This is a genomic window from Paenibacillus sp. TSM33 (assembly GCF_056099025.1).
This window is the reverse complement of the sequence record NZ_JBLZXB010000010.1, coordinates 440,660-460,282: the sequence shown is the minus strand read 5'-3', so window position 1 is coordinate 460,282 and position 19,623 is coordinate 440,660. Positions and strand designations below refer to the sequence as shown.

17 protein-coding genes and 1 riboswitch are annotated in these 19,623 nt (G+C 47.2%); all 17 genes read right to left on the bottom strand.

The genetic code is table 11. The annotated features are described in order from the left end of the window. Window positions 1-2 precede the first annotated feature (2 nt). A riboswitch (cyclic di-GMP riboswitch) is annotated at window positions 3-84 on the bottom strand. A gap of 155 nt (window positions 85-239) precedes the next feature. After that, window positions 240-1,616, bottom strand: a complete 1,377-nt coding sequence (locus ACN6NF_RS05930) for a sugar phosphate nucleotidyltransferase (protein WP_016821248.1) — start codon at window positions 1,614-1,616, stop codon at window positions 240-242. A gap of 734 nt (window positions 1,617-2,350) precedes the next feature. Beyond that, entirely contained in the window at window positions 2,351-3,679 is a 1,329-nt protein-coding gene (locus ACN6NF_RS05925) for a UDP-glucose dehydrogenase family protein (protein ID WP_474316045.1), read from the bottom strand. 5 nt (window positions 3,680-3,684) lie between these two features. Next, window positions 3,685-4,785, bottom strand: a complete 1,101-nt coding sequence (locus ACN6NF_RS05920; RefSeq protein WP_165080446.1) for a glycosyltransferase — start codon at window positions 4,783-4,785, stop codon at window positions 3,685-3,687. Between the two features lie 28 nt (window positions 4,786-4,813). Continuing rightward, on the bottom strand, window positions 4,814-5,962 hold the full coding sequence (locus ACN6NF_RS05915; protein ID WP_016821251.1) for a glycosyltransferase family 4 protein: 1,149 nt from the start codon (window positions 5,960-5,962) through the stop codon (window positions 4,814-4,816). Next, window positions 5,959-7,146, bottom strand: a complete 1,188-nt coding sequence (locus ACN6NF_RS05910) for a glycosyltransferase family 4 protein (protein WP_474316041.1) — start codon at window positions 7,144-7,146, stop codon at window positions 5,959-5,961. Before ACN6NF_RS05910 ends, ACN6NF_RS05915 begins: the two co-directional genes overlap by 4 nt. Continuing rightward, window positions 7,133-7,972 (bottom strand): glycosyltransferase family 2 protein, encoded by an 840-nt coding sequence (locus tag ACN6NF_RS05905; protein WP_474316038.1) that lies wholly within the window; start codon window positions 7,970-7,972, stop codon window positions 7,133-7,135. The genes ACN6NF_RS05910 and ACN6NF_RS05905 overlap by 14 nt, the downstream gene beginning before the upstream one ends. A 22-nt stretch (window positions 7,973-7,994) precedes the next feature. Further along, window positions 7,995-9,374 carry a lipopolysaccharide biosynthesis protein gene (locus ACN6NF_RS05900; RefSeq protein ID WP_113050677.1) on the bottom strand — a complete coding sequence of 460 codons (1,380 nt, stop codon included), beginning with the start codon at window positions 9,372-9,374 and terminating at the stop codon, window positions 7,995-7,997. A gap of 5 nt (window positions 9,375-9,379) precedes the next feature. After that, window positions 9,380-10,822 (bottom strand): O-antigen ligase family protein, encoded by a 1,443-nt coding sequence (locus tag ACN6NF_RS05895; RefSeq protein ID WP_474316035.1) that lies wholly within the window; start codon window positions 10,820-10,822, stop codon window positions 9,380-9,382. 5 nt (window positions 10,823-10,827) lie between these two features. After that, window positions 10,828-11,598, bottom strand: coding sequence for a WecB/TagA/CpsF family glycosyltransferase (locus ACN6NF_RS05890; protein ID WP_014599532.1), 771 nt, complete (start codon window positions 11,596-11,598; stop codon window positions 10,828-10,830). Between the two features lie 4 nt (window positions 11,599-11,602). Next, window positions 11,603-12,940: an O-antigen ligase family protein gene (locus ACN6NF_RS05885; protein ID WP_474316032.1), complete on the bottom strand. Its 1,338-nt coding sequence runs from the start codon at window positions 12,938-12,940 to the stop codon at window positions 11,603-11,605. 10 nt (window positions 12,941-12,950) lie between these two features. Further along, window positions 12,951-13,886, bottom strand: coding sequence for a glycosyltransferase (locus tag ACN6NF_RS05880; RefSeq protein ID WP_474316029.1), 936 nt, complete (start codon window positions 13,884-13,886; stop codon window positions 12,951-12,953). Beyond that, the gene (locus tag ACN6NF_RS05875; RefSeq protein WP_474316027.1) at window positions 13,886-14,584 is read right to left on the bottom strand and encodes a sugar transferase; all 699 of its coding nucleotides are present in this window, start codon (window positions 14,582-14,584) and stop codon (window positions 13,886-13,888) included. The genes ACN6NF_RS05880 and ACN6NF_RS05875 overlap by 1 nt, the downstream gene beginning before the upstream one ends. Window positions 14,585-14,600: 16 nt before the next feature. Continuing rightward, a complete protein-coding gene (galU, locus tag ACN6NF_RS05870) occupies window positions 14,601-15,491 on the bottom strand; it encodes a UTP--glucose-1-phosphate uridylyltransferase GalU (protein ID WP_025364257.1) in 891 nt (296 codons plus the stop codon). A 42-nt stretch (window positions 15,492-15,533) separates the two neighbouring features. Continuing rightward, window positions 15,534-16,172 carry a CpsD/CapB family tyrosine-protein kinase gene (locus ACN6NF_RS05865; protein ID WP_474316024.1) on the bottom strand — a complete coding sequence of 213 codons (639 nt, stop codon included), beginning with the start codon at window positions 16,170-16,172 and terminating at the stop codon, window positions 15,534-15,536. Further along, window positions 16,156-16,899 (bottom strand): YveK family protein, encoded by a 744-nt coding sequence (locus tag ACN6NF_RS05860; RefSeq protein ID WP_474316022.1) that lies wholly within the window; start codon window positions 16,897-16,899, stop codon window positions 16,156-16,158. The genes ACN6NF_RS05865 and ACN6NF_RS05860 overlap by 17 nt, the downstream gene beginning before the upstream one ends. Before the next feature lie 275 nt (window positions 16,900-17,174). Beyond that, window positions 17,175-17,819: a response regulator gene (locus ACN6NF_RS05855; protein WP_013369811.1), complete on the bottom strand. Its 645-nt coding sequence runs from the start codon at window positions 17,817-17,819 to the stop codon at window positions 17,175-17,177. 116 nt (window positions 17,820-17,935) lie between these two features. Further along, complete coding sequence (locus ACN6NF_RS05850) at window positions 17,936-19,573, bottom strand: sensor histidine kinase (RefSeq protein WP_013369810.1); 1,638 nt, start codon at window positions 19,571-19,573, stop codon at window positions 17,936-17,938. Window positions 19,574-19,623: the final 50 nt, after the last annotated feature.

The following is a 19,623-nucleotide window of genomic DNA, read 5'->3' as shown; positions in this document are numbered from 1 at the left end:
CTTTCGGTAGCCAGGCTGCCATCCTTACGGGAAGGCCCTTTAGCTTTGCGTACCTGCCTTTCGACAGGGCTGCGTTTATCGTTGGAAGGAGTTTGGATTCCTTCTTAACCTAAGTATCGACTTTTTTTTACCAAAATTTAATAGGTCATGTTCATGAATTTACAGGTTTTCGCCCAATTTCGACAGTTTGGGTTATAAATTTTCATCAAATCTTCTTTATTTCGTTTTTACGAAAACGATTATGAGATAAATTGATGACGGGCAATTTCATTCCAATCCATGCAAAAGCGTACAATATCCTCTTCAACCAACTCAGAGCCAGTCTGCACCTCTATAAAATCCACATCGGTTACAGCCAAAATACTATGCTTGGTTCCTTCAGGGATACGGACTACGTCACCGGCCTTCACTTTGTGCAGCTTCTCATTCAAAATAATTTCCGCTTCGCCGCTAATAATGGTCCAGATTTCGCTTCGTTTGAAGTGAAGCTGGTAGCTGATATTTTTACCTTTGTGTACGCGGATTCGTTTGGTCAGTACCTCATTACCCTCGTCATACTTTACATAGTCTACAACTCGATACTGCCCCCAACGACGTTCTTCATACATTGGACGCTGATCATGAGCCTTGAGCACTTCCTTGATGCGTGGGCTTTCTGCCTTATTGGTCACAAGAATACCATCTGGGCTAGCGGCTACAATCAGATCATTCGTTCCAATGATCGCTACCGGAATGTCCAACTCATTAATAAGGCTTGTATTGACACAATCCTCCGTTACTACACCTCTGCCCACTTGCTGATTAGACATTTCTTCTGTGAGCGTATTCCAGGTGCCCAAATCCTTCCAAAAACCATCATAGGGAAGAACAACAATGTCCTTCTCTTTCTCAACGACTTCGTAGTCAAAGCTGATTTTCTCCAGAGATGCGTATTGCTTTTGCATTTCTTCATAATTCAGCGGCAAACCCTTGGATGCCAGGATATCCAGCAAATAGCTTAATTTGAATGCAAAAACCCCGCAGTTCCATAGAGCATTGCGTTCAATCAGACGCTCCGCCTGCTCCCGGTCGGGTTTCTCTTGAAAATGGCTCACTTCGCGATAGCCTGTGCTACCTTGAGTGGCATCGTTTTTCGGAATAATATAACCGTATTTCTCTGAAGGATAGGAAGGGACAACCCCGATTAATGCAAGCTTGCCTTCACTCTCCTGAAGTGTATGTTCCAGTTGGGCTACGGAAGCAAAGAAAGCATCCTCTACATAAGGATCTACAGGCAATATAGCTATAATTTCATCAGGCGAAACACCCGCAATGGAATATAGATAAGTCGCTGTCAGCGCAATCGCAGGAAAGGTATCTCTGCGTTCCGGCTCAACTATGATGCGCGTATTCGGTCCGACCTGACTCTGGATCATTTCAACCTGCGCTCTCCCTGTCGCAATAAACGAGGATTCGGATAGTCCGTTGTCTCCCAATTGTCTCCATACCCGCTGCACCATGGATTCCGAAATCCCTTCCGGGCTCTCCAGCACCTTCAAAAATTGTTTGGAACGGGAATCGTTGGATAACGGCCATAATCTTTTACCGGAACCACCAGACAAAAGTACGAGCTTCATAACTCTCCACTTCCTCTCTATAATGTGTGGGCGATCGGATGAGGCAAGGTTGAGTAGCCCGCTACGGGCTGGATTTGATCTTACGATCGCTGTGCCGTGGGATTCTTCGGATTGTGTAAGACATCTATATGTAAGAATCCCACGGCACAGGCGACCGCTCCGCTTCTTCAGATTCAAATCCATCCCTGCGCTACTCAAAAATGCATCATATCGATCATACCTTGTGGTGCAAAAGGCACGACCGGACATTATTAAGTCCGGTCAGCCTGTAAAAAACGTTCGGGAGCTCGGCGTTTGCCTGCCTTGCTTGCAAGCTTCTAGTAATCGAGGCTTCGTAACACCTTGCTAAGATTGCCTTCGACTACCGCAATGGCAGCTTTGCTCCAGGAGCAACATAGCGTATCCGCATGGTAGGCTTGCTCCACAGGAGGCGCTGCGGTACAGCGCATGGCGCCTTAATCGGAAGGAGCGGCTTCAACTGTGCCGCTCCTTCCGATACGCCCTTCCTCCTCCCATCCCATAAGATGGGAGATTAAGAATCGTGACTCTGTGCGATAAAAGCAGGCGGTCCATTTGAATCTGGAGAAGCGCTAGCGTTCGCCTTTGCAATGGGATTCTTACCTTGGAATGTTTTATATAATCCAGAGAATCCCACTGCAACAGCGATCGGAAGATCAAATGGAACGCGTAGCGTCTCCCCCACCGCCCACAGTCACTTTTTTAATCTGTCACTTTTAAGCTTCCACTTTATCTCTGTTCCACCCACTCATCCGCGGACGACCCACGGAGTAGTATTCCAGTCCAGAGCCTTGAATCTGTTCCTCGGTGAATACGTTACGACCGTCAATCAGAACTGGCTTGTGTAGAATAGAGCCCAGTTGCACGAGATCAACTTCTTTGAACTCTTCCCAATCCGTCAGCAGGCACACAGCATCGCTTCTTTCGGCGGCTTGCTGCGGGGAGGAGCACCATTTAATATTCGGATGATCCACGCGCTCCTTGAATTTATCCATAGCAATGGGATCATACAGCTTGACAATAGCACCTTCCTGAATGAGCGTTTCTACGATTTCCAGTGCTGGAGCTTCGCGGATGTCATCTGTATTAGGCTTGAAGGCGAGGCCCCAAATGCCAATCGATACGCCGTTTAGCTGACCCAGCGATTCACGCAGCTTGGATACAATCATAAAGCGCTGGTCGGTGTTCACCTCAACCACCGATTTTAACAACTTGAATTCATAGTCTACATTACCCGCAATTTGGATGAGCGCATTCGTATCTTTCGGGAAGCAAGAGCCCCCGTATCCGATCCCTGCTTGCAGGAAGGAGGAACCGATCCGTTTGTCCATGCCCATACCTTCAGCCACACAGGTAACGTCCGCGCCAACCTTTTCGCAAATATTAGCAATCTCGTTAATAAACGAAATTTTAGTTGCCAGAAACGCATTGGAGGCATATTTGATCATTTCAGCACTGCGGATATCCGTTACATAGATTTTATCTGTGAACACCTGATGCAGGGTGACCATCGTTTCACGCAAACCTGCATTGTCCAAACCAATAATGATGCGATCGGGATGAAGCGTATCATTGATGGCTGAACCTTCTCTCAGGAACTCCGGCGCAGATACAATATCAAACGACAGGCTCGTATGACGAGCCACTACATCCTTAATCTTTTCGTTCGTTCCGACAGGTACGGTACTCTTAGTCATAATAATCTTGTACCCGTTCATGGCTTTGCCGACATCAGCGGCCGCCTGTTCAATGTAAGACAAATTCGCCTCGCCGTTAGCCAGTGAAGGAGTACCTACCGCTAAAATGACAATATCCGAGCGACGTACCGCATCGGCCAAATCCGAGGTGAACTCCAAACGGCCAGCTTCCAGATTCAACGCGATCAATTCCTCAATACCCGGTTCATAAATCGGAGATTCTGCCCGGTTCAACATGTCGATTTTGTACTGCTCCAGATCGACACAAATCACCTCATTACCTTTTTGCGCAAAACACACACCCGAGACGAGTCCAACGTATCCAGTACCGATTACAGCCAGCTTCATTCCGTTCATCCTCCTTTTAGAAAGTTCACATAGGCTTGTTCTACATACTTTTTCAATTGATCCTTGAAGTTATCTTCATCAAATTTGCGAGCATGGGTAATGATATCGTCCACATTCCATGCATGTTGCTCAACCTTTGCGACGGCCTCCAGCACATCGTCTACTTGATGCTTGCGGAAAAATACGCCGTTCACCTGAGGAACAATCGTATCCAGCGCTCCCCCGCCCTGAAAAGCGATAACTGGCCGCCCGGCCGCATTCGCCTCCAAAGGCGTAATACCGAAGTCCTCTTCCCCCGGAAAGACAAGCGCCCGACATTCGGCCATCAACTTGTTAACCTCTTCGTCCTCAAGTCTGCCGAGGAACTCAATGTTCGGGGCAGCCATACCTTCGAGTCGTTTACGATCCGGTCCTTCGCCAACGATGCGCAGCTTGAGACCGTTACGTTTGAATGCCTCGATCGCGAGATCAATGCGCTTGTAAGACACCAATCGGGATACGATCAAATAATAGTCACCGATGCTTGTAGCACGTTTGAAACGGGATGTATTGATAGGAGGGAAAATAACATCTGCCTCCCGTTGGTAATAGTGCAGAATTCTCCGTTTGACGACGGAAGAATTGGCGATAAACTGGTCTACGTTGCGAGAAGTTTTGGCATCCCATGTTTTCAGCCTGTTCATGTACAGCTTTAGCATATTTTTGAGCAGGTTGGATTTGGACTGCCGGGCCATATATGTATCGTAATCCCAGGCAAACCGCATCGGTGTGTGACAGTAACAAATGTGAAACGTATGTTTGGGTACCTGGATGCTTTTCATAAATGCGCTGCTGGAGCTTAAAACAATGTCGAAATCCCTAAAATCAAAATCACGGATAGCGATGGGATACAGCGGCAGCACTCCTTTGAAATTGGTCTTCACTCCTGGGATGTTTTGTAGCCAAGTGGCTCTAATATCCGCATCCTTCAAGTTGCGCGACAGGCGCTCGTCGCTGAACACCGTTGTGAAGATGGGAGCCTCCGGATACATATCATGGAATACCTCTACTACCCTTTCCGCTCCGCCCATTTGGATTAGGTAATCATGTGCTATCGCTATTTTCATCTGAATCATCCTTTAACGCGAATGTCGGTCAGACTCCTGCCAACAAACCCTTATAGTAATGAACTATATCCTTAACAGTGTTCTCGATGACAAAATGTTTCTTGACCCGTTCCATCCCTCTCTCACCCATCTGCTGACGTTCCTGTGGATGCTCCAGCATCCAGCGGATGGCTTCTTCCAGCTTGGCCGGGTCTCCCGGTTCAATGAGCAGTCCGGTTTCATTAGGTACCACCGTTTCCTTGGGACCACCTTCGTTTGAAGCGATCACTGGTAAACCTGCAGCCATGCCCTCAATAATGACTTGACCGAATGGCTCCGGTGTAATGGAAGTATGAATTAGCAGGTCACAGCGCTGCATCAGACCCTGAATGTCATCGACGTGTCCCATCAGATTGACGTTGGTCAACCCATATTCGCGCATCGTGGATTCCAATCGTTGTTTGTATTCCTCTTCTCCGAACAACGCATCTCCAGCCAGCCAGAATTTCACACGCTGATCTGGTAAAAAAGAACGTGCCGCTTCCAATAAAATATGTTGTCCCTTCCATTCCGCCAATCTGCCGACCAATACGACGTTAAACGAGTCATCGCCACGCAAATGCGCAGCCGAATCACGAGCCGTAATTGCTTTGGCAAAAGCGGAGTAGACGACGAGCGTCTTTTTGTCCGGGGGTAATTCCAATGCACTCAGCGTGGATTTGGAATTGGCAATCACACCGTTAGGCAAAAAGCGGGACATGAGCCGAATCCCTTTGGCTACAATCGGCTTCAGATACGGTGGACCGATGTGGTCACGGATATGCCAGATCAACGGCAGCTTCGCCGATTTGGCGGCTACTGCACCATACAGTGCAGATTTGAGTGAGTTTGTGTGCACACACACGACTTTTTCCTCACGCAGCAATGGCGCAAGTTTTCTGCCGTAAGCCAGCAACCGAAAGGCTGCTGCAGGTGCACCCAGATTAACGGCATTTCGTCCCCGATTGCGAATCGAATCATCTAGTGGAACGATACGCACATCAATATCACGCTGCCGAAGCCGATCTGCCAAATCGCCCTCCTCCGCCAAAATAACGAGCGGGTCGATATGTTCCCCGATATTCGTCAGGATGTTATACAAAGCGACTTCGCCGCCGCTCCATCTTGCCGTATGGTCAATATAAGCTACTCTCATCATTTCGCCGCCGCCTTTCTGTCAAGGACCTGTCGGAACACCTCTTCTACCTGCTCTGCTACATGTCCCCATGTGTATCTGCTCAGAACATGGTCCCGACATTCCCTTGCATTCGGTAGAAGTTCACGATGATCCAGCACACGCAGCAGCCCTTCAGCCATGGCTTCACTGTCCGTCCCCTGGAACAAAAGCTCGGGACGGAATCCTCTTAAGATTTCCTTGTTGCCGCCTACAGGGGTAGCCAGCACAGGTAGTCCCGAGGCCATCGCCTCGACGGTGATCAGACCGAAACCCTCTAGCGCCTGTGTTGGCACAACAAACAAGTTCGAGGCTTGATGGTACAATGGTAGCTCCTCATCCGACACATAACCAAGCAACCTTACGTGGTTATGAAGATTGTATTCCGCCACCTTGGAAGCCAATTCCTCCATCAGAGGGCCCTTCCCACCGATCAGCAGCAGATGATCAGGATGACGCTCAGTTACTCGTCGCCATGCTTCGAGTAGCTGTACCAGACCCATGCGATTAACAAGACGACGAACGGTTAGCACAATCGTCGCATTTTGTGGCAAATTCAGCCGCTTCCGTATAGCTTCCCGATCCTCTGCCGGATGGAACCTTTCTACATTCGCCGCACCAGGAATAATATGAATTTTACTAAGTGGAACTTTATAGTGCTCGTGTAAAATATCCCGAAAAGTCTCGCTTAGGACTATAAATTTATCCGCCAGACCATAAGCCTTCATTTCAATGGATTTGGCCAACGTTGTTTTTAAGAAATGCTTAATTCCCTGTCCTTCAATCTTCATTTCCTCCGTCCACGGTCCGTGGAAGGTGGTAACGACTGGGATTCCTCTTTTTTTCGCCTCCAGTGCCGGTCCGACACTATAGGGAGCAAAGTGGGAATACAACACATCTATCGGTTGCTTGTCGAACAGTTCTGCTGCATATTTTTGCATCAACTCTCGGCGCTTCCAGATGGATTGCTGCTTGCTGCCAATTGAATGAATACGAATGCGTTCAGGCGCCTGAGGCTGCTCATCACTACAGATAAGAGCATCTAGCGTATTGCGTTCTAGCGTAAGCTGCTCACAGATGGATTTGAAATATGTGTTGAGACCCCCTGGCTGCAAGGACGGCCAGCTCAACCCTGTTGCCGCAATACGAAATCCGTTATTGTACGACATAGCTGGTTTCTCCTTTCTTCTCGGTTTGTCCGCCATCCACAACTTCAATCTTTTTTCGCCGCTTGGTTAACTCATAATGCTTGAAGCAGACGAGAAACTCATACATCACCCAGAAAACGGCTACGGCAAAACCCGCCAACCCCTTGCGGTATAAGCCTTGAACAAAATACTTCTGTACAAAGCGGGCAGGCGGTCTCCACAACAGTCTGGTAATCCGAAAGGATCTTCCTTTGTTAAATGCCGTCTCTGCTTCCAGATCCGTATATTTGTTAAAACGGGTCATATGATCGCTGATGCTGCGGAAGCCATAGTGCCATAAAACGCCCTCCAGATGGATGATCTGGGAAGAGGCTACATCTGGCATTTCATGAACAAGACTATTCGTAATGCCATAAATTCGCCGATTATACAAACGAACCAAATACTCACCTTTGTTCATCCATTTGCCAAGAAAATCGCCAATGCGAAATACGGAATATGCCTTGGCCGGATCGTGGAGCGTTTCCTTTACTTTCAACAAGTCACCAAGCAACTCTGCATCCACTACTTCGTCTGTATCAATCAGGAAAATCCAATCAAATTCCGCTTTTTCAACACCAAACATGCGCTGTTTGGCATAACCAGGCCATGGGTTGGAAAACACCCGACAGCCCAATGATTCAGCTACCTGAATCGTATTGTCTTTGCTCCCTCCGTCAATGACGACGATATCGTCCGCAAAGGGCTGACAGGATTTAATGGCGGCTGTAATTCGAATGCCATCATCCTGAGCGATAATAACTACGGATATCCGGTTGTCCGCGGGAACGCTAGACATGTGGTTCATTAGCGGGTGCCTCCTTCTTTATCTAACCGTTAACTGGCTTTTTCCGGATGTAGTGTGACATCGTTGATCGGAGCCATTGAAAATCTTGTTTGGAAATAAGCAGTCTTGGAATTTTCATTTTTAGAACGAACTTAACATTACATAAAATGAAAACGAACCGTAAAATCCCCGAAGACAGCATTGCTATCCCTGCACCCGTCAATCCATATCTCGGCACGAGTATGGACAGCAATGGAATGACGAGCGCCAATCCGACACCCTGTAGAATGGTAACCAGTTTGGGCTTACCCAACGCCATAAATTGTTGTGCCAGCACCATGGTACCTCCACTGATAGCAACCTCAAGCACCAGAAACCGGAATACCGTAAGCGCTTGTTTAAACTCTTGACCATATAACAATGTAAATACGAACGGAGCAATCAGCATTAACATCACCGCAGCCAAAAAGGTTGCCGTTGAAGTCACTCGAAATGCCCGAAATGTTATGGCCACCGCCTCTTCCTTATCCAGACCAGAGGCTTTGGGAAACAGCACGACAATGATCGAGGTTGAAAATACATTCACCATCCGGGCCAGGCTGACCGCTACCGCATATAAACCGAGATCAGCAGGTCTGAGCAGACCTGCAATCAAAATCTGGTCAATGTAAGTGGAAACCTGCCCCATGAGATCATTCCCGTATGAACCCATACCGTAGGTAAAGAGATTTTTAAATTGCGTCCAGCTGTTCTTCACCTTTGGTTTGTACAGCCGAATCATTCGTATCGTGACACCGATATAGATCGGCAAGCCTGGCAGTAAGTAAGCCAATGCTGAGGTGTACGGATTCATCGTCCCCGTCAGGATCAGAATCGCCAGACCCAGCAGTGTACTTAGTGGTACCAGGTACCGGAATAAATTGTATTGTTTATATTCCGAGCGAACTTGAAGCAATGCATTATTGATCTGTGAAATCGCTATGAGCGGACACATCATCATAGAACACTGCGCGAAAAGTATGACCGATGAAGAAAAAGAGCGCAGCCAATAAGGAATTAGAAATACTCCGACGAGTGTCGCCATTCCCCCGAATACCGTAGCCAGCAGCAAGGCCAGACCATACAGCTTACCCGTTTCCTCAGGTTTCCTTTTGGCATTGTAAATCAATGCAGATGGAACACCGAAGCTCATGCAGAAGGCAAGAAATTGGGACCAGTTCACCATCGCTGTCTGTTCCCCGCGTCCAGTAGGACCCAAGAATCGTGCCGTCAGCACACCAGTCAGCATATTCACGACGAGAATCAGCATACTGAATATCATCGTTTTTACTGCTGCAGAGCTGTTATCCTTGCTTTTGGCAAACCGAATCACCGTGGACCATAGTGTCCGGACAGGTGCGGATAATGCTTGTAAGTTTTGCACAGCCTTTACCTTCTTTCCGCGATGACATCTTTTGCCCATAGTCCTATTCCGATCATCATCCAGATCAAATAGCCGCGCATACCGGGGAAACCATTATCCGATATTAGACTGGCTACAGCTCCGGCCCATGTAGCCAACGCCAGTCTGATATAAGGCTGACTGGAATTCCGTTCGGCAATACGGACGAGAAGGCGCTTGATGATAACGAACAGACCACCGAAGAAAAAGAATGCTCCGCAAATACCGAAGGTGAGGAAAATGGCAATATAACCATTATCCATAATCCCAAGTTCACCGAGATCGCCGCCGTTATCAAGCTTGGTTCCGATACCTACACTCCCGATCCCCTGCCCGACCGGATTGCTAGTAATCGCCGGAAGCATAGTATGCAGTAGATCCAAACGTTCATTGTACGAATGATCCTGTTGAATATCTGTCAACGTCTGCATGCGAGCCACCAAACCTTCTGCCCCCGGAAGTTTTGGAACGATGATATAGAGAAGAAGGCCGACGATAGCAAGTTGAAACAGGGTCTTCCACTTTCCTTTGGAGGATGAGCTGAGAATGTAAGCCAGCAACATGACGAATGCAATCAGCCAGGCTGAACGTACGAGCGTGACCAAGAGACAAACGACTGTTAGCAGGACTCCAATCCATCCCAAAGTGCCTCGCCACCGTTTCTCCATCAGCATTGGTACAAGTGCCATTGCCAAGAAAATAGCGCATGGGCCGGGCGAGTTCATGGAAGAAAACACTCTGATTTGAAGCGGTTCTGGCACGCCAATGGAATTCATTTCCACATGATTCATCCAAAATGCATCCCAAGGAGGCACCGTCAAGTACTGAATAATGCCGTATATCGCTACTAGAACAGCAATGTTGGCGTATGAATACAGCAGTCGGTCCAACTCCTTGGCTTTCATAGGCTTAATCGCAAGATAAGGCAATAGAAGCAATGGAACCACATAATTGGCCAAATCATAAGCAAAAACAATACCATTTTTGAATAACCCGACCACACTTCCGTAGGCCAGCTCTATGCCGAAAAATACAGCAATCCGGGTTAATGGCTTTTCCGCCAGATGAATGCCCCGCAGCACAGGAATGATCAGCATGCTGCTTACCAGCAGCGGCGCCACGCTCAATAAGGAAACCGAGTGATACGTTCCCTCCAGCCAATCTGCAATGCGGCGGATTTCCGGGCCTACTGCCCACACCACCAATGTGTAAGAAATCAATTGCCGTGATTGCAAGATCGCCAGCAGGAAGGCCGGAAAAACGATCGCCAGCAATATGGCTCCCTGCTGGCTCATGGTGGGATTCATTTTGGCGCTGACAAATCCGATGGCGAGTGGTAGCATACAAGCCAGCACCCCCATGCCGATCATGCCGATTCCACGCCGACTTCCTAGCCAGAAGGAAATCTGCTGATCTGCCAACCGACTCATGTTTCTCACCCCTGGCCTCCCTTCATCCGCTTCCGCTTGAACATCTCTTTAAACAGCAGAACGAGGAACTGGGAATCCTCAATCAAATATCTTTTCCACAATCGTTTAGGCTCCTGAGACAACCTCCAAAACCATTCAAATCCTGTCTTCTGCATCAGCTCCGGTGCTCTCTTTACATTTCCCGACAGGAAATCAAAGGTCGCTCCCACCCCAATCGAAACTGGAGCGCGGTAAGTCTCATAATATCTATAAATCCATTTTTCCTGCTTCGGTGCTCCTACACCTACAAAAACGATGTCTGGGCGAGCCTCTTGAAGCAACTGGATAATGTATCTGTTCTCCTCTTCGTTTTTCTCAAAGCCATAAGAAGGAGAATAGCAGCCCACCACATTCATGTTTGGATAGGATTCCTGGAGATTAAGCATAGCCTTCTCAGGAATACCGTCAGCTGCACCCAGAAAAAACAGGCGATAGCCTCGATCCTCAAAAGCCTCTCCCAGCCGGGTGAACAAATCGGAGCCGGACACCTTTTGTTTGAGGGGCTTTTTCAGTAACTTAGACGCCCAAATGATAGGCATTCCATCAGCCACTACGGCTCCGGCATCCGAATATACCTTGCGGAATTCATCATCCTTGCGAAGCTTGATCACATGATCGACATTACAGGTCAAAATGTAGGAATGACGCTGATGCTCAATAGAAGTATCTATAAATTCGAGTAGATCATTAAAATCATAATTATCAAAGTTGACATCGAACATGTTCACTCTGCTCATCGTATCACTTCTCTTTGCGAAAATCGGTTTGAGTAGATGTCTGGTATAATGCGTTCAAATACCAGCAAAACGGAATAATCATCTGAACCGTCGACAACGTATTATCTGAAAACGAGTAGATCAAAAAACCGGCAATTAAAGTTGCAAAATAAGGTTTGATAGACTTGGCAAGTGACCGGTAAATGAGAGCGAACACGATCAGTAATGAAAGCATTAATAGCCCGCAACCGATATATCCGGTATCAAAATAAAAGCGTATATACTCGTTATGCGGTACAACAAAACCATTGAATAACGTCCCGTCGTTCGCAACCGTTACCGCGCCAAGGCCTCTGCCTGACCAAGGGTAATCATGTACTCTGTTCAAAAAATATTCCCATGCCTCCGAGCGTCCCGACAGGTCAATGCCTGTGTCGGTCTCCCGTTCGAAGGAGCGTTTTTTTAAATTGTTCCATTGCAGGGCCACCGCCCCCAGAGCAACCAAAAACGATCCGGCCAGCGGTAGCAAATAATTGACTTTTCCCTTGAGGTACTGACGGGCAATATCAAACAGATACACAGCAAACATTAATAACAATGCCAGAATCGGCCCACGTGTACCGGTGGCGATCAGGATTAAAAAGTTCAGGGCCAACACTGTGTAATAAAAGGCGGCTTGCTTGGGTTTACGCTTGACCTCAATCAGAGAGACAGCAATTCCGAGAAAGGAGAGCATTGCCAAATGCGGCGGTATATTCGCTCCTTGTACTCTGACTGCGCCCGTAAATTCCACATCCGTAAATGAATGCAACCCTAGGACCTGCAAGCCCAATCCAATGACCACACTAATAATCGGCAACAGACTGATCAGTCGAATATGCTTTTCCGCCACATCCTTTTTCCACTGGATCAGTAAAAAAAAGAAGGGCAGTGATAGTCCCACGAACGCCTTGACGGCAATCGAGGTCGTTAACAAAGGCAACCATGCTGAAAATCCAAATGTAATCCCCAACATGACAACCAATGCCCAGACTGGATAGCTGAACTTGAGACGAATGCCATACACGAGCATGCAAGGCACTAGCAGAGCCAAAATGCCCAATTTGTACAATGACAATATCTCAATGCCGAACACGCCACCCTGATACAGGGAATCGACCGAGACCGCTGTGCTCAGCAAAACTGCATAGCTGATGCGCTCTGGATGATGGATAGAGACAGCCAACAAAAGCAGTAAGCATACCGCCGCAATACTGACCACAGGTTGATAGGTAGCTGCAATTCCTACAGCAAGAGCGCCTAGTAGAAAAATAAAAACATGCTGTATGGTGTTAATTCTGGAAGTCCAAGGATAGTTACTCATGTTCAATCTTTCACCCCGCAGCTGACTCGCTTTTCCGGTTGCGCAGTGTATCCAGCGTTCCGCGGATATTTTCAAGCCTGCACCGGTTCAACAGCTTCCTGCCCTCAGTACGTGCCAGCAGGGAATCCACCGTGATGTATAACGCTTTGGCTGCCACTTTTGCCATCAGCATCGCATTGCCGCGCAGACCTGCAGCCTGAGCAGCATTAGACATGCCCTGACAATAGTAGCGATTCAAAATCCATTCTCTCGTTAAGCGTGAAGCCGGAACAAAATGTTCTACCGCCATGTGCGGATGATACATAATCGTTCCACCATTTTTACGGATTTGCTCGAATACCCACGATTCTTCACCAGATAATAGGATATCTCCCTTTCTGCCCAAGTGAAGCGGGAACATGACGGCTGCGAAAGCCGTTTTGCGCATAGCCATATTCGCTCCAAATGGATTCAGGCCCGCTGGATATTCCCGAACGGATTTCCCCAGATCGATAATCGTGTAAGGCAGTTCAAGCGGCCCTGTCAACCAGTTCGGCCGTTCCGTCTCAAACTTAGGATCAATTTTCCCACCCATAGCCGTAAGCTCGGGATTGTTCCCAAAGGCCGACATAATTGTTTGCAGCCATGTAACACACGGAATTGCATCATCATCCAGAAAAGCAATGACATCTGCCTTTGATAACGTAATGCCGGCATTACGAGCGGCAGATAGTCCTTGTTCGCGCTCATAATGATACCGAAGATGAATATGCTGACCATGCGCAACAGTGAATCTTTTGATCGTCGCTGCTGTATGATCGGTGGATCGGTTATCGACCACAATGATCTCAGCCAGTGCAAGGTCTTCCAGCTTCAGTAGAGACATCAACGTTTTCTCCAGCAGGTCCGCCCGGTTATAGGTGCAAATAACGACGGACACTGCGGGACATCGCTTAAATGCATCCATCAGTAAGCATCCTTGGAGAACAGCATTTTAACGCCTGTTTTCATGATGATTTTCAGATCAAGCCACGTATTGCGAACATGAATATACTTCAAATCCATTTGCACCATTTCTTCGAAGCCTACACTGTTACGTGCGCTCACCTGCCAGTAACCCGTACATCCCGGTGTTACAATCAGACGCTGCTTGTCATAATCGGAGTATTGTTCAACCTCGCTGGGTAACGGCGGGCGCGGACCGACTAAAGTCATGTCTCCAACCAACACGTTCCACAACTGCGGAATCTCATCAATACTCGTCTTGCGCAGAAAACTGCCAACTTTCGTGATCCGAGGATCGTTTTTAATTTTAAACATGGCGCCGCTCACTTCATTCAGCTCCATCAAGTCCTTTTTCAGTTCCTCGGCATTGGACACCATTGAACGGAATTTATACATATCGAATAACTTCTCATTCTTGCCCACCCGAGTTTGCTTGAAAAATACACTTCCCTTTGGGTCTTCGAGCTTAATCAAAATGCCCACCACTGCAAACAGTGGAAGCAAGACAATTAAGCCGACGAAAGACAGCAGCATATCAAGGAGGCGTTTTGTGACCAGGTAGGACGTTTTATCCTGAATTTGTGTATTTCCGTATGGCATGTAAAACGCTTTACCTGACATGACAGCCTCGCCATCCTCCGGTAAATTTTCCATGCTCATGCTGACGTACCTCCTCTCAACCCGCTGTGGTTGCTTTCTCGGTTTTTTTCAGCCATTCATTCATGGCCTCCATAACCGGATACTTCAAATCATCGCTGGCAAGCGCAAATTCAAGAGTGGTTAAGATATATCCAAGACGTTCACCTACGTCATAACGCGTGCCTTCAAAGTCATAGGCGTATACACGTTCACTCTGATTCAGCTTTTGGATCGCATCCGTCAACTGAATTTCGCCGCCAGCTCCTTTTTCCTGAAGATCAAGATATTTGAAAATTTTCGGCGAGAACACATAACGACCCATAATAGCCAAATCGGATGGGGCTGTGCCTGGAGCCGGTTTTTCAATAAAATTATTCACTCGGTACAATCGTCCGTCCTGTTGGTCCGGTTCAATGATGCCATACCGGTTTGTGAATTCCTGTGGTACCCGCTGCACGCCGATCACAGAATTTTGTGTTTCCTCATATTGATCCATCAGCTGGCGCAGGCAAGGTTTCTGACCTGTCACGATATCATCGCCCAGCAGCACACCAAATGGCTCGTCCCCGATAAAGCGTCTTGCGCACCATACCGCATGTCCAAGACCCTTGGGTTCTTTCTGGCGAATATAGTGGATTTCCACTCCTGAAGAGCGCTGTACTTCCTCCAGAAGCTTCAGCTTACCGTCCTCGAGCAGTTTGGATTCCAGCTCAAATGCGTTGTCAAAGTGGTCCTCAATGGCACGTTTACCTTTACCCGTAACGATAATGATGTCCTCGATACCAGAAGCAATCGCTTCTTCCACGATATATTGAATCGTAGGCTTATTGATAATCGGGAGCATTTCCTTAGGCATTGCTTTGGTGGCAGGGAGGAAGCGCGTTCCCAATCCTGCTGCTGGAATAATGGCCTTTTTCACTTTTTTCATCATCGCACTCATTCTCCTTGCTTCATCGAATTTTGGTGTTGCTTACTTCACCTGATTCATCACAATTCCAACCAGCGTCGCGCTAGCCTGCTCCATGAGTTGCTTTGTTTTGCGTAGATCTTCCCGTTTGGTCCGGCCATGCTTGGCAACGAGAATCACACCATCCGTCAAGCCTGCAATCAGACGAGCATCCGTATAATTCAGCGCTGGCGCCGAATCGAGTAAGATGATGTCATATTCACGTTTAAGCTCTTCCATCAGCTCTGCCATACGTTCGCTACCGAGTAAATCTGCTGCGTTATACAGACTGTCCCCACCAGGAACAACCGATAGCTCCAGTCCACCATGCCTAACGATAGATTTGGAAGAAGCCCCACCGCGCAAATAAGCCGATAGACCTCCGGTATTCTCCATACCGAATATCTCGTGCAGCGCTGGTCTATGCAGATTGCAATCCACCAGAGCCACCTTCTTGCCTTCTTGAGCAAAGGAAACTCCGATGTTGGCGATCAGTGTTGTTTTTCCCGCTCCGCTTTCCGGCGAGGTTAACAATAGAACCGTTCCACGGTCCTTTTGTCCAATCACCTGCTGCCGGATGTATGTACGGAGGGATCGAAATGATTCCGAGATATACGATGATGGATTACTTTCTGTAATCAACATGTCATTCAATCGCAGCATATTTACGCTCCCCTACCCGTTCTTTGGAATTTCCAGCCACTCCATCGATGTCCTTCTTGCGAATGAGGGGAATCGATGCAATTACCGGAATGCCGATGTCTGCCTCCGCTTCTTTTTCCGTGCGCAGCGTGCCGTTAATGCTCTCCAGGAACACAATCGTGCCCAGTGCAATCATCAGCGATACGAGAAAACTAATCGCAATATTCATGAGCGGATTCCCATTAATCGGGTCAGGATTAGCCTGCGGGTCCGCTTCATTTAAAATTTTCACATTATTTAATTCCATCAATCCCGGAACCGTCTGTACGAATTTCTGGGTTACCGCGTTTACAACCGCTGCAGCCTGGGGATAATTCCCTGCCTCAAACGTCAAGCCAATTACCTGACTTTTATCCGAGGATTTAATCTGCAGCTTCTCTGCCAACTTTTGCGACGTCAAATTGAACTCAGGATGAGTCGCTACCACAGCGTCCATAATTTTAGGTGAAGTGAGAATTTGCTTGTAGCTTTCCACCAAATTAAGACTTGTGTTGACGTCGTTCAGATTGTTACTCCCCTGCTTGGCGGAAATATGATTAACCAGCAGTTGGCTTGAAGCGGAGTAGACTGGCTTTACGACATTGTCGCTCACAATGTAAGTCGTTACGCATGAGAGAATGACAAAAATCGCAATCAGCCACAATCTTTTTTTGATCAGGACTAGATAATCCAAAATGGTTTTCTCCACAAAAATCCTCCCTCCCATACAATTTCTCTTCTTATTTTAAGTATGATCTAATTGTAACAATCCGTTGTATGGACGACATGGAACCGAACGGCACTTTCTCCCTCACTACAGGGGAAGGGGGATGTATACTTTTGGACACGGCATGGTATACTTTTGTACCATACTTTGTCGATTATGGTAAATAGAAATGAAAAAATCCTCAAAACCACCAAAGTTGGTGATTTTGAGGATTTCTCTATACCACTCGCATATGAAACTACTGCGTAGCTTATGGGTTAGCGCATCATCATATTGGTTGGCTCGTACTTCGCTAGACCAATCGCATTTGCATATAATGCTGCCTGCGTACGATCTGCCAATCGCAGCTTGGCCAAGATCTGACTGACATGCTTTTTGACGGTGAACTCACTGATAAATAACCGGGATGCTATTTCACGATTGCAAGCGCCTTGCCCCAGCTCGACCAGCACTTCCTTTTCCTTGGGTGTCAGGTCGTCCGTGAGATTGCCCGCATCTTCACGCAGCTTATTTTCGAGAATAGCCGGATCATAATATTTGCGTCCTTTGTTGACAAGATGAATCGCGTAAATTAGTTCCTCAGGCAAAGCCTCCTTAAGCACATAACCGTCCACAGAGGCTTCCTCCGCTTTCAGAAAATCTTCACGTGTTGCAGAAGAGGTCAGCAAAATAAATTTGCTTCTGAACCCGCGTCCGCGCGCTATCTTGATAATATCCAGACCTGATTCATCAGCTAATTTCAAATCCAGCAGCACCAAATCCGGATCTGTTTCCTCGATCACTGCAAGTGCTTCCTGTTGATTCTGGGCCTCTCCCGCGAACTGAACATTGGGCTGCATGGATATAACGGCAGCGAGTCCTTTCCGTACTAAAGGATGATCATCGACAATGACAATTTTCATGATTCGGCCTCCTGTCTACAGTTCAGGATTTGCATAATCCCTATGTATCCGATTGTTACCGCAGATTTTGTATTGCAGAATGTTCACACATTGTATTCAAGGATTTTGTAAAATCCTCATTCATAAGCATTTACCGGAATGGACAATCGGATCTGTGTTCCTTCTCCGATTCGACTTGAAATATCAAATTCGCCTCCCATCGATTGAGCTAAATATTCCATATTCATCATGCCCAGGCCTCCGCCTGCACTGACCGCCTCACCTCCTGCTACCATTCTCGCCGTCTCAAACCCTACTCCGTCGTCATGAATAGACAGTCTAATCACTTGGGGCGTCAATTTTAACTTCACATCAATTCGCTTGGCCAATCCATGACGGATTGCGTTCCCCGCCGCTTCAGAAATGATGCGGAACAAAGCCTTTTGGTACAAATACGGAAGTGAATAATGATCACCATGAATGTCAAAATCAATTTGTACATGGTTCAGCTTGGAGAGTGTATGCAGATGACTTTTCACCGTCCCCAACCAAGTTGATCCTCCGCTTTTTTTCGAGCTTAGACTATGAATTGCCCCCTTCAGCTCTCTAACCGCTTGGTTGGCCGATTGCTGAATTAAATCAATTTGTTCCTCCACCTGCTCCTTAGGCTGATGGCACCAGGTCTGGCGGAGAGAATGGGTTGCGTACACAATACCAAAAAGACTTTGTGAAACATTGTCATGCATTTCATTAGCAATCCGGTTCTGCTCATTCGTTACAATTAACTGATTCTCAATACGCTCCAGCTCATAGCGCTCCAAAAACACAGCACTCAGCTCAGCTAAAAATATCAGTTGTTGCACAAGCCAGCGTCTTCCTGTCAAACTTTGATCCGGTCCCAGCTTGAGGCCAATCGTCGCTACAAAGCGGGTCGTCATCGGTACGGTGATCATGAGAAAGTCGCCCCATTCCGGCAGATGTCTGAAAAATGGTTCGCGCTCTTCCCTGAACTCTTCCCGGTAATTCTCCAGTTCCTCGAATAGCTGCTCCTCTTCCTCTACCGTCCAGCCTGTCTGGCTGCTTGCCGGCGCATCTTCCTCCTGACTATCCAGCCAGAAAAATGCACGGCTCTGCTTGGTTAGCTTGACAGTGTAATCCGAGATGACCTGACCTAAATTTAATGCCTCATTATGGCTGGTTGTCTCCATGATGTGGTAAATCGACTTGATATGATCCATCGTCTCATTGGCTTGTTCTTTAGCCACCTTCAGTTCGTCCTTCATGACGCGAATAACCTGCATTGCCATTGTGGTTACGATCAATACCAGAAACAGATTAATGTTCTGCAATATAAGATCCCACAAAAAATATTGACCTGGTGTAAAAAAGATATAACAAAATGTGAGCACCAAACCGATATAAGAAAGTAGGAGCGTCCAGCTGTACCTCATAGATAGATGAGCACAAGCTACCAGCATGGGAGTAATCACATACCATTTGAACGGGCTATTGATCCCTCCGGTCGGGAATAACAGCAAAATGATCCCTGCGGTTTCTAGTGCAATACTGCATTTCAATACCATATCATGAAGTCTGTATTTACGGTAAATCCAAGTAAATGCTGTAACGGATAAAAATAGAAAAACAATCAGTAATAGCTTCTGCCATACCATTAATCTAGATGTTTCGAACAGAAAAACAAGTGATGTTAAAGATAATGATACATAACGGTATAAAAAAATCATTTTGTCTTCTGCTGACTTCTTCAACTTCATCCTGTCACCCTATTCTGTGTTTTGAAGGGACGATGGGCATATTAGGTTTG

Bases quoted from the DNA above. Each gene is read 5' to 3' on its own strand.
- ACN6NF_RS05915 (WP_016821251.1), bottom strand. From the start codon at position 5,962: ATGATGAGAGTAGCTTATATTGACCATACGGCAAGATGGAGCGGCGGC.
- ACN6NF_RS05890 (WP_014599532.1), bottom strand. From the start codon at position 11,598: ATGAGCAGAGTGAACATGTTCGATGTCAACTTTGATAATTATGATTTT.
- ACN6NF_RS05875 (WP_474316027.1), bottom strand. From the start codon at position 14,584: ATGAGCATGGAAAATTTACCGGAGGATGGCGAGGCTGTCATGTCAGGT.
- ACN6NF_RS05905 (WP_474316038.1), bottom strand. From the start codon at position 7,972: ATGAACCACATGTCTAGCGTTCCCGCGGACAACCGGATATCCGTAGTT.
- ACN6NF_RS05885 (WP_474316032.1), bottom strand. From the start codon at position 12,940: ATGAGTAACTATCCTTGGACTTCCAGAATTAACACCATACAGCATGTT.
- ACN6NF_RS05865 (WP_474316024.1), bottom strand. From the start codon at position 16,172: ATGCTGCGATTGAATGACATGTTGATTACAGAAAGTAATCCATCATCG.
- galU (WP_025364257.1), bottom strand. From the start codon at position 15,491: ATGAAAAAAGTGAAAAAGGCCATTATTCCAGCAGCAGGATTGGGAACG.
- ACN6NF_RS05855 (WP_013369811.1), bottom strand. From the start codon at position 17,819: ATGAAAATTGTCATTGTCGATGATCATCCTTTAGTACGGAAAGGACTC.
- ACN6NF_RS05850 (WP_013369810.1), bottom strand. From the start codon at position 19,573: ATGAAGTTGAAGAAGTCAGCAGAAGACAAAATGATTTTTTTATACCGT.
- ACN6NF_RS05910 (WP_474316041.1), bottom strand. From the start codon at position 7,146: ATGTCGTACAATAACGGATTTCGTATTGCGGCAACAGGGTTGAGCTGG.
- ACN6NF_RS05895 (WP_474316035.1), bottom strand. From the start codon at position 10,822: ATGAGTCGGTTGGCAGATCAGCAGATTTCCTTCTGGCTAGGAAGTCGG.
- ACN6NF_RS05930 (WP_016821248.1), bottom strand. From the start codon at position 1,616: ATGAAGCTCGTACTTTTGTCTGGTGGTTCCGGTAAAAGATTATGGCCG.
- ACN6NF_RS05880 (WP_474316029.1), bottom strand. From the start codon at position 13,886: ATGGATGCATTTAAGCGATGTCCCGCAGTGTCCGTCGTTATTTGCACC.
- ACN6NF_RS05925 (WP_474316045.1), bottom strand. From the start codon at position 3,679: ATGAAGCTGGCTGTAATCGGTACTGGATACGTTGGACTCGTCTCGGGT.
- ACN6NF_RS05920 (WP_165080446.1), bottom strand. From the start codon at position 4,785: ATGAAAATAGCGATAGCACATGATTACCTAATCCAAATGGGCGGAGCG.